The organism is Halomonas sp. BC04, from assembly GCF_000568385.1.
This window is the reverse complement of the sequence record NZ_AZQX01000009.1, coordinates 20,513-29,535: the sequence shown is the minus strand read 5'-3', so window position 1 is coordinate 29,535 and position 9,023 is coordinate 20,513. Positions and strand designations below refer to the sequence as shown.

Sequence of the window (9,023 nt, the reverse complement as noted above, 5' to 3'; positions counted from 1 at the left end):
GACGGTCTTCCAGACCTGTCTCATGCAAGCAGAAAAACTCATTGACACAGGCAGCAAGATGCAACCGTTCGAGCGAATCAATCTCCTGTAACTCCTGCCAGCCAGGCACTGGTTCACCCCGATAAGCGGCCAGTTCAGCGCAAAACAGGGAGTGCATCACCGCTTTGCAATCGGCTTGGGTAAGCCATTGGGTCATAAATGGATTCCTGGGCAATGCAAACGACAACAGCATAAATAGTCGACCTCAGTAACCACACAGAACCGAGGCCGATGTCATGGGGTTATAACCGCTTGACAAATATCCAGTACGAATCACCAGTCAGTGCTTTCTTCATATGTACCTTCACCTTGGTGGGTTTCATTTGATAATCAAAAATATACTCAAACATGGTATTGAGGTCATCGTTCTTGACCCCTTCCTTGAAGCGACCCTGGAATTCTTTGCTCTGCGTGCAAGGTGCCACATCGGTAAAGAAGTTCTTGCCGATGACGCTTTTCGGATCGCGACCGGTGATGCTGCCTTCCGCCGCATTGTATTGCATGATCTTGCCGGAAGCATCGAGTTGGATGGCACCAAATGCCAAGGAGTCCAGTTTTTTGTCATCCATTTTTGCCAGCGAATTTTCAATATCATCACTGCCGAAAATCACTTTATCTAGTGCCATTTCCACAACTCCTGCGCCTTTCAATGGTTACTGCCGTGTAGCAGAAACAGATTATACCATATCTATACATAAGTGATACAAAACCATCACAGACTAACAGCAGCCCTTCTCCTGGGCAAGTACTGGATACGATTGCAGGAAGCCCTGCGGCCTCGACCAGCAAGGGGAGACGTCCGGCACTATCTCGGGCGAAGGGGGGGCCAAGCACTGCATGTGCCCGTCAGGAAGCGTCAAGTCGCAGGGCCATCTCTCGGTAACGTTCCAGGATGAAGGGCCAGCCGTATTCCGAGGCCATGGCTTTGCAATATGCCTCGGCGCCTTCGCCATGGTGATTAAAATCATGAGCCAATCAGATGCTCCACGAACCAGGCAGATTGCGTCGAACCGCCCCCACCTGAGCTCAACAGCCTGTTAGGCTCTTGGTGATGATAAAAATCGGAGATGACGCTGCCACATGAACACACGGGACCCCACCGCCCCAGAACATCCCGCAACCGAACAGTTCGACGCTGCGCTGGAGCGACTCGCACAAGCACGACTGGCGGAACCACTGGCCGCCAAGGACGAGGTACTGGAATCCGCCAGGGCCGTGATGACGCTCCCCGGCGGGCTGGATGCCCTCTATGCCCGGGTGTCGGCCATCGAATCGGCGGGCGTCTTCGCCAACAGTGACTGGGAGCAACCGGTCATCCTGCAACCCGCCCTGGCCATGCGCTCGTTGAGACAGGGTGAGGCCAGCCTCACGGTCATCGAAGTACTCAATGAAATTCGCCTGCTGGCCGTGGCGAGAGGCGATGTCTTTCACCCGGGCATCTCGCCGAACAGGCCCAACGCTTCCTGAACCAGGTGATGGCACTCAACCTCGACCTGCTGTCCGCAACGTTGAGCGAGGCCGACCGTGAGCGCCCCGAGGCACTGGGTGACATCGTGCATTCGCTGTACCGGTACCTGCTCGAGAGTCTCGGGTACGAGAACATCCTCGAGAGCCTGGTGGGGGAAGTCAGCCGGCTGCTCTCCCAACGCCCGGTCCAGACGGAAAGCATCAAGCAGATGATCGGCCAGATTGCCGAGTGTCTCTTCGACCCCGAACCCGACACCGCCGGCATGAATAATGCGGCGCGCCTGGTCAGTGCCCTCTTCGGTCCGACTCCTGGCTGTCGTGACGACCCGGGGCTGACGGTTTATCGCCAGCGTCTTGCGGCGATGAACGAAGTCGCGCTCGCCGATGAGGCCGTCGATTTCGCTCGGGCGATGCACGACACCGGCCTGGTCTCGCCCTATCACCCCCTGCTCCTGCGACACTTGCGTGACCACCGAGACGAGTTGATACCCACCGCCCTGGGCTTGAGCATGACGGGCCTCGACCTCCTGCAGTGCTACACCCAACTGGTGCACACCCTGATCGACGAGGCTGTCTATCCGGAAACCTGCCAATCGGTATACGGCCTGGCCATGCTGCTCGAGCGCGGCACCTTGTTCACTCCCCCCGTTGCCTCGGCACTTTGGCGGCAAATCGGCCTGACGCTGTGCGTCGAATCATCGCAAAAGTTGGCCAGGGTCTTCGGCGATGCGCATTCCCCACGCGTCTTTCTGCTCGCCGGCATCATGGGCCTGTTGGGCCAGCCGCTGGGGATCGGCCAGGGTAACAATCCGACCTGCCAATCGGTGATCGGCCTTTCCATGTGGGCCTACAACGACCCCGACTATCTGCTACAGCTTGTTGCCTGGGCCGCCAGGGATGACGAGATCATCATGCGCTTCGAGGGCCAGCGAGTCTCTTCCAGGGAGCTTGAGGCCGGCCTGGCGAAAGAGCCACCGGTCGATGTCGACGCGGTGTCGTTGATTCTCGTGGCACACCTGGACCGTATCTATATCGAAATGGGTCGGCTATGCGGTGAGCGCGAAGATGACCTCCATCGCTGGATCAATCCGGAACTCTACGGCTGGTGGGTGGGCGAAGGCTTTCGTGTGGTGGTGGACATATACACGAACAAGCTCGACGACCACGAGGGCTTCATTCGACACTTCTATGCCTCCTATCACCCCTTCTACAACGGCAACCTCCCGGTGGTCCACCCCCAGCCGGCGGGCATCGCCGTCACCGACAGTGGCGCGCGCCTGGTGGGGCGGCATGCGATCACCATCCTCCGCGTCGCCCTGGACCCCGCCAGCGAGATGCGCGTTTATTTCTTCAACCCCAACAATGACAGCGGCCAGAACTGGGGCCAGGGAATACACTGTGCCACCCAGGGCCACGGCGAACGCCCCGGCGAGGCCTCCCTGCCAATTGCCGAGTTTGCCTCTCGGCTCTTTGTCTTTCACTATGACCCCCTCGAGGTGGGTGACCCCCAGGCAGTGCCGGAAACCGAGGTGACACGCATCGCCGAGCTGGGCAAGACCAGCTGGGCAAAGGGTCTCTGATAACAGGCCGGATACCACTGCATAAGAAAAATACGCTGTAGGAGCAGCTTCAGCTCGCGACTGGAGGCCGCAGTCCTCCCGGCTGTGTTGCCGAGGTCCGCGACGGCAACTGACGTTGCAGCCTCTGCCGGGCGCCTGACGGCGCCAGTCGCGATGCGGAGTCGGAGCGCCGAACCGAGCGCTCCAACAAGGTCTGCAACTTCCGCATTGTAGGAGCAGCTTCAGCGATCAGCAAAACGATAGCAAACCCACAGAACTTGCCCATCACCCCGCTTCCGAACGACGCCTTTTCATCCGGTACATATCGCCATCCGCCTGGCTCATCAAGGTATCGACATCCTCCCCGTCCGCGGGATAGCAGGCCACACCGATACTGCAGGAGATCTTGTTGATGTCGCCGAATTCAGCGCCCAGCGGCTCGGCCAAGACCGCGAGTATATGCTCCACCTTGGTGGAAACGGCATCCGCCGACTGAATGTCCGTCAAAAGAACAGTGAATTCATCACCGCCCATACGGGCCACCGTGTCCGTTTCACGTACGCAGCCTTCCAATCGCCGAGCAATTGCACAGAGCACAAGGTCACCCACCGCATGGCCATGAGCATCATTGATATCCTTGAAGTCGTCGATATCCAGAAACAGCAAGGCCAGGCTATTCTGGTGGCGATGAGCCGCACGCAAGCCCGAGTCCAGCCGATCATTGAACAGGGATCGGTTGGTCAGCCCTGTCAGCGGATCATGGTGGGCGAGAAATCGTAATTCCTCCTCGGCATGCCTCAGGGCCGTCACGTCCCGCGCGACGCCGATTCGCACCCCCTCCTCCTCGGACCATTGGGCAGACCAGAGGATAAAGACGATACCGCCATCCTTGCGGAGATATCGGTTGCAGAAATCGACGTGGGACTGGCCATTCATGACCCGGTAAATGGAGGCCCGTGTTTGCGCCAGGTCGTCAGGATGCCAATAGTCGGAAATCGTGGTGCCGATCAGCTCGTCGGCACGGTAACCGAGCAGCGTCTCACAGGCATCACTGACGAAGACAATCTTGTCGTGCTCATCAACCACGAAGACCGTGTCCAGCATCAGGTGGATCAGCTTGGGGTAGAGAGCATCCAGGTCAACGGGCATCAGGCATGGGGATCCGGTTCAAGTCATCCAACTGTAGCACGAAGACGAGCGACGAGATGCGCGCCTGTTTCTCCACCCCCAACAGTGACAGCTGACAGCACTAGGCCAGGAAAGCACCTGTACCTCCGAGCCACCGCGATCGCCCTGGCGAGACCTTCCTGCCGTATCACTACATTCGAAAAAAGTTGCACAAGCAGCTTCGGCTCTGGTCCGTCGCATCGGCGACTGGAGGGCGCAGGCCTCCCGGCGGTGTTGACCGCATCGGCAATCAGTACAAACGGCAGGAATCGGCCATTGAGATTATCCTGATGTATCACGTTTGGCTCAGCTGCCGCCCGCTTACGGACGATCCCTTGAAGCGATTTTTAGGCGCCGTGAGCATGTTGTTTCTCCAGAATAACCAGTGCAATTCCACCGAGGATAGCGATGGACGCCAATACTAACCGCAACGATATGGATTCGCCCAGCATAACGACACCGCCCGCAGCCGCAATGACCGGAACACTGAGTTGCACCGTCGCAGCACTGGTGGCTTTCAATGCAGGCAATACTGTGTACCAGATGGCGTAGCCTATTCCGGATGCAAGCGCACCCGATGCAACTGCGTACCAGAATCCAGCAGGATCCAGTGATGAACCGCTCAACATTATCAAGCTCAGCACTACTGCGATTGGGACGGCGCGCAGAAAATTTCCCGCTGTTACCCGGAGGGGGTCACCTGCAGCTTTTCCTCGCAAGGAATAGATCCCCCATGCAACCCCAGCCCCTAGCATCAATGTGGAGCCAGCGAGTGGCGGTGCCGTGAGCCCCGGCAACAACAGAATCACCAGTCCCGCTAGAGCGAGAAACACACCGATGATCTGCAGCGTCCGCAACCGTTCTCCCGCGTATATGCCATAACCGATCATTGTCGTCTGGACAGCGCCAAAGAGCAGCAACGCACCGGTTGCCGCTGACAAGCTCACATAGGCAAACGAAAATCCGGCGGCATAAGCAAACAATGCAAATGCCGATGACCAGTTTCCACCGCCCGTAAATGTGCCACGGCGCATTTGCACAATCAGCCACAGAACCACTGCTCCGGAGATCAACCGAATGGCAGTAAAGCTCGCCGCATCAATGCTGGTGTCTTTGAGTGCAATCCGGCAGAGCAGTGAATTACCTGCAAACGCAACCATAGCAAGCGACGTCAGAGCAATGATGCGTGCATACGACATTGGAAGTTTTCCTAAGCGCCATTGAGCGTCTGTACTCTAGAGCGCCCGACAGGTATTAGACGGCGCGCCCGTTGATTGACTTGAACTTGCCTATTGCCTTTGTCGGCATGGCCACTTCAGGTCGTCTCCTGCCTTCATTGCATACCCCAGTCGCTGCCGATAACGAGACGCCTTCACCGGGCTAAGGCAACCTCCGCCAGTTCAAGCTACCTCCAACCACCATCGATGCATACCCCGGTGGCCCTTGAAATTCATCGATGCAGCCCGTAACGACGGCTTCAGGTTGATTATCGGCCTATCTCAACCCTACCTTTCCCGGCAGTGTAAAGCTACGTAACAGCCAAAAACATTGCTGGGTGTCATGTCGTTGAGAGTTGCTGGAAAACACCTCCATCGCGCATGCTAAGGGCTCTCGCTTCCCTGCCCCGCTCACCTGGAGATTCGACATGACGCAGCCCCGCCTCGGTTTCATCGGCATCGGCCTGATGGGCGACCCCATGACCCGCCGCCTGCTTGACGCCGGTTATGCCGTTACGGTGTGGAACCGCACCCCGGAGAAGTGCGATGCGCTGCGCGCTGCCGGTGCCACGGTGGCGAGCTCCATCGGCGAGCTGGTGGAGGAGGTAGACGTGGTGATGCTGTGCCTGGCCAATACCCGCGTGGTGGAGAGCGTGGTATTCGGCGAAGGCGGCGTGGCGGCCCATGGTCGCGCTGGGCAGCGGCTGGTGGATCTTTCCAGCAGCGACCCGGCCGCCACACGGGACTATGCCGAGCGGCTTGAGGACGAGTGCGGCATGCGCTGGATCGATGCCCCGGTCTCCGGCGGCGTGGCRGGGGCCGAGGCCGGTAGCCTGGCGGTCATGTGCGGCGGGGCACAGGAAGATATCGAAGCCGCGCGTCCCCTGCTCGCCCCGCTGGCGGCGCGGGTCACCCACATGGGCCCGGTGGGCGCGGGCCAGGTCACCAAGGTGTGCAACCAGATGATCGTCGGCTGTCAGGCGGCGGTGATCGCCGAGATGGTGGCGCTGGCGGAGGCCAGCGGCGTGGATGCCTCGCGACTGACCGAGGCGCTGGCCGGCGGCTTCGCCGATTCCAAGCCGTTTCAGATCCTGGCCCCGCGCATGGCGGCCAGCGAGTTCGACAACCCGGCCTGGCATCTGCGCACTCTGCTCAAGGATCTCGACATGGCGGTGGCCCAGAGCCAGCGCGCCGGCAGCGCCACGCCCATGAGCGGCCTGGCCGCCCAACTGATGCGCACCCATATCAGCCATGGCCATGCCGGGCACGACCCGGCAACGCTGGTGGAAACCTATCGCCCCACCTCGTGACGGGGCGCCTCCCCTATCGCCGGGTCTGGGACTAGACTAGCCAGATAGACCTCAACCTGGGCCTGTACTAGCCATGCCGGCACAACCTCGCGAAAAGGCCAACGTGGCCATTCTGGTCACCGGCCAGACCCTGTTCATGATCGCCGCCATCACCGTGATGACGCTGAGTGGCGTGGTGGGCCAGCAGCTGAGCCCCGACCCGGGCCTGGCCACTCTGCCCATTGCCCTGATGATGGTAGGCACGGTGATCTCCACACTACCGGCGTCGCTGTTCATGAAGCGGGTGGGCAGAAGGCAGGGCTTCATCACCGGGGCCGCCGTGGGCGGCGTGGGTGGCGGCATGCTCAGCTTCGCCGCCATTGCCGCGGGTTCGTTCTGGCTGTTCTGCGCCGGAAACCTGCTGCTGGGCTCTACCAGGGCTTCGCCATGTACTACCGCTTCGCCGCCGCCGACGTGGCCAGCCCCGCCTTTCGCAGCCGCGCCATCTCCTATGTCATGGCCGGCGGGGTGGTCGCCGCCTTCCTGGGGCCGTGGAACGCCAGCGTCACGCTGGCTGGGTCGCCGGCGTGCCCTCGGGCGCCCCCTATATGATCATTGCCCTCATGGCCCTGGTGGCCATCGTGCTGCTGTCCCAACTGCGCGTGCCGGCCAGTGGCGAACCGCAGCCCGGCGACCTTTCCCGCCCCATGGCGGCCATCGCCGCACAGCCGGCGTTCCTGGTGGCGGTGCTGGCCGGCGCCGTGGCTACGCCATCATGGTGCTGGTAATGACGGCCACCCCACTGGCCATGCGCTCGGCGGGCTTCGAGATGAGCCAGGTTGCCTTCATCATGCAGTGGCACGTGCTCGGAATGTTCGCCCCGTCGTTCGTCACGGGCAGCCTTATCGCCCGCTTCGGCGTGGACCGCATCCTGCTGGCAGGGGCGGCGCTTCTCGCCGTGGCCGTGCTGCTTGCTAACCTGGGCCAGACCATCGGCCACTTCTGGATGGCCCTGGTACTGCTCGGGGTCGGCTGGAACTTCCTCTTCATCGGCGGCAGTGCTTTGCTCTCCACCGTTCACTCCGAAACGGAACGGGGCAAGGTGCAAGGCATCAACGACCTGATCATCTTCTCGCTGGTTGCCGTCGGCTCGCTGATGTCGGGGCAGCTGTTCCATCGGCTGAGCTGGGAAACCCTCAACCTGGCCATGCTGCCACTCATCTTGCTGGTCGCGCTGTCGATACTGGGCTGGTCGCTGGGGCGTCGTGTCGCCAGCCGCCGTAGCCTTGACTGAGCGCCGGCTTATCTTGCGTGGCATCTCGTCACCTGCAGCCGCCCCTGGCTGCTACCCGTAGGGTTTGTTCCTTTCCTCGCCCTTCCGTACACTTGTTTGACCTCCCCCTACCCTACTTGACGCTGAGGCAGGACCATGGCTTTCGATTCGACTTCCACCTATGTGGCCACCGATGCCCTCAAGCAGGCGGTGAATGCCGCCGTGACCCTTCAGCGCCCTCTGCTGATCAAGGGCGAGCCGGGCACCGGCAAGACCCTGCTGGCCGAAGAGCTTGCGGCCTCGCTGGGCACCCGCCTGATCACCTGGCACATCAAGTCCAGCACCAAGGCGGCCCAGGGCCTGTATGAGTACGACGCGGTGAGCCGCCTGCGCGATTCGCAGCTAGGCGTCGAAGGCGTGGAGAACGTCGCCAACTACATCAAGCCCGGCAAGCTGTGGGAAGCCTTCACCGCCGACGAGCGGGTGGTGCTGCTGATCGACGAGATCGACAAGGCCGACATCGAGTTCCCCAACGACCTGCTCCAGGAGCTGGATCGCATGGAATTCCATGTCTACGAGACCGGCGAGACCATAGCCGCCCGCCACCGGCCGATCATCGTCATCACCTCCAACAACGAGAAGGAACTGCCCGACGCCTTCCTGCGCCGCTGCTTCTTCCACTACATCGAATTCCCCGATCGCGAGACGATGCAGCAGATCGTCGACGTCCACTTCCCCGACATCGCGCCGAAGCTGGTCGGCGAGGCGCTGGAGGTGTTTTTCGATCTGCGCCAGGCCCCGGGCTGAAGAAGAAGCCCTCCACCTCGGAGCTGGTGGACTGGCTGAAGCTGCTGATGAGCGACGACCTGGCCCGGGAGGCGCTCTACCAACGCGACCCGGTGAAGGCAATTCCGCCGCTGGCCGGTGCCCTGGTCAAGAACGAACAGGACACGCATTTGCTGGAGCGGCTGGCCTTCATGCTGCGTCGCCAAGGCAACCAGAGGCGCTGAGG

At 60.8% G+C, this 9,023-nt stretch carries 10 protein-coding genes and 2 pseudogenes; 7 read left to right on the top strand and 5 right to left on the bottom strand.

Translation table 11 applies throughout. The annotated features are described in order from the left end of the window. Positions 1 to 196, bottom strand: a pseudogene (locus Q427_RS33045) (AMP-binding protein); the annotation flags it as partial. An 85-nt stretch (positions 197 to 281) separates the two neighbouring features. Further along, positions 282 to 665 (bottom strand): photoactive yellow protein, encoded by a 384-nt coding sequence (gene pyp / locus Q427_RS01050; protein ID WP_043510308.1) that lies wholly within the window; start codon positions 663 to 665, stop codon positions 282 to 284. 454 nt (positions 666 to 1,119) lie between these two features. On the opposite strand from pyp, the gene Q427_RS31825 reads away from it, so the two are divergent. Continuing rightward, positions 1,120 to 1,506: a hypothetical protein gene (locus Q427_RS31825; protein WP_197030440.1), complete on the top strand. Its 387-nt coding sequence runs from the start codon at positions 1,120 to 1,122 to the stop codon at positions 1,504 to 1,506. Positions 1,507 to 1,514: 8 nt separating this feature from the next. Further along, positions 1,515 to 3,086, top strand: a complete 1,572-nt coding sequence (locus Q427_RS01045) for a hypothetical protein (RefSeq protein ID WP_197030439.1) — start codon at positions 1,515 to 1,517, stop codon at positions 3,084 to 3,086. Between the two features lie 264 nt (positions 3,087 to 3,350). Here Q427_RS01045 and Q427_RS01040 read toward each other — a convergent pair whose 3' ends face one another. Next, positions 3,351 to 4,214 carry a sensor domain-containing diguanylate cyclase gene (locus Q427_RS01040; protein ID WP_043510306.1) on the bottom strand — a complete coding sequence of 288 codons (864 nt, stop codon included), beginning with the start codon at positions 4,212 to 4,214 and terminating at the stop codon, positions 3,351 to 3,353. A gap of 365 nt (positions 4,215 to 4,579) precedes the next feature. Continuing rightward, positions 4,580 to 5,431 carry a DMT family transporter gene (locus Q427_RS01035; protein ID WP_043510305.1) on the bottom strand — a complete coding sequence of 284 codons (852 nt, stop codon included), beginning with the start codon at positions 5,429 to 5,431 and terminating at the stop codon, positions 4,580 to 4,582. A 446-nt stretch (positions 5,432 to 5,877) separates the two neighbouring features. On the opposite strand from Q427_RS01035, the gene Q427_RS01030 reads away from it, so the two are divergent. Further along, on the top strand, positions 5,878 to 6,759 hold the full coding sequence (locus Q427_RS01030) for an NAD(P)-dependent oxidoreductase (protein ID WP_043510304.1): 882 nt from the start codon (positions 5,878 to 5,880) through the stop codon (positions 6,757 to 6,759). 51 nt (positions 6,760 to 6,810) lie between these two features. On the opposite strand, the gene Q427_RS33040 is transcribed toward Q427_RS01030, so the two are convergent. Then, on the bottom strand, positions 6,811 to 7,119 hold the full coding sequence (locus Q427_RS33040) for a hypothetical protein (protein ID WP_231613300.1): 309 nt from the start codon (positions 7,117 to 7,119) through the stop codon (positions 6,811 to 6,813). Between the two features lie 66 nt (positions 7,120 to 7,185). On the opposite strand from Q427_RS33040, the gene Q427_RS33035 reads away from it, so the two are divergent. The 4 genes and pseudogenes from Q427_RS33035 to Q427_RS01020 all read left to right on the top strand — a co-directional run bounded on the left by Q427_RS33035 (position 7,186) and on the right by Q427_RS01020 (position 9,021). Next, positions 7,186 to 7,350 (top strand): hypothetical protein, encoded by a 165-nt coding sequence (locus Q427_RS33035; RefSeq protein ID WP_231613299.1) that lies wholly within the window; start codon positions 7,186 to 7,188, stop codon positions 7,348 to 7,350. Continuing rightward, positions 7,347 to 7,526, top strand: a complete 180-nt coding sequence (locus tag Q427_RS33030; RefSeq protein WP_231613298.1) for a hypothetical protein — start codon at positions 7,347 to 7,349, stop codon at positions 7,524 to 7,526. The genes Q427_RS33035 and Q427_RS33030 overlap by 4 nt, the downstream gene beginning before the upstream one ends. Beyond that, positions 7,526 to 8,032 carry an MFS transporter gene (locus Q427_RS33025; protein WP_231613297.1) on the top strand — a complete coding sequence of 169 codons (507 nt, stop codon included), beginning with the start codon at positions 7,526 to 7,528 and terminating at the stop codon, positions 8,030 to 8,032. Before Q427_RS33030 ends, Q427_RS33025 begins: the two co-directional genes overlap by 1 nt. Before the next feature lie 135 nt (positions 8,033 to 8,167). Further along, positions 8,168 to 9,021, top strand: a pseudogene (locus Q427_RS01020) (AAA family ATPase). Positions 9,022 to 9,023: the final 2 nt, after the last annotated feature.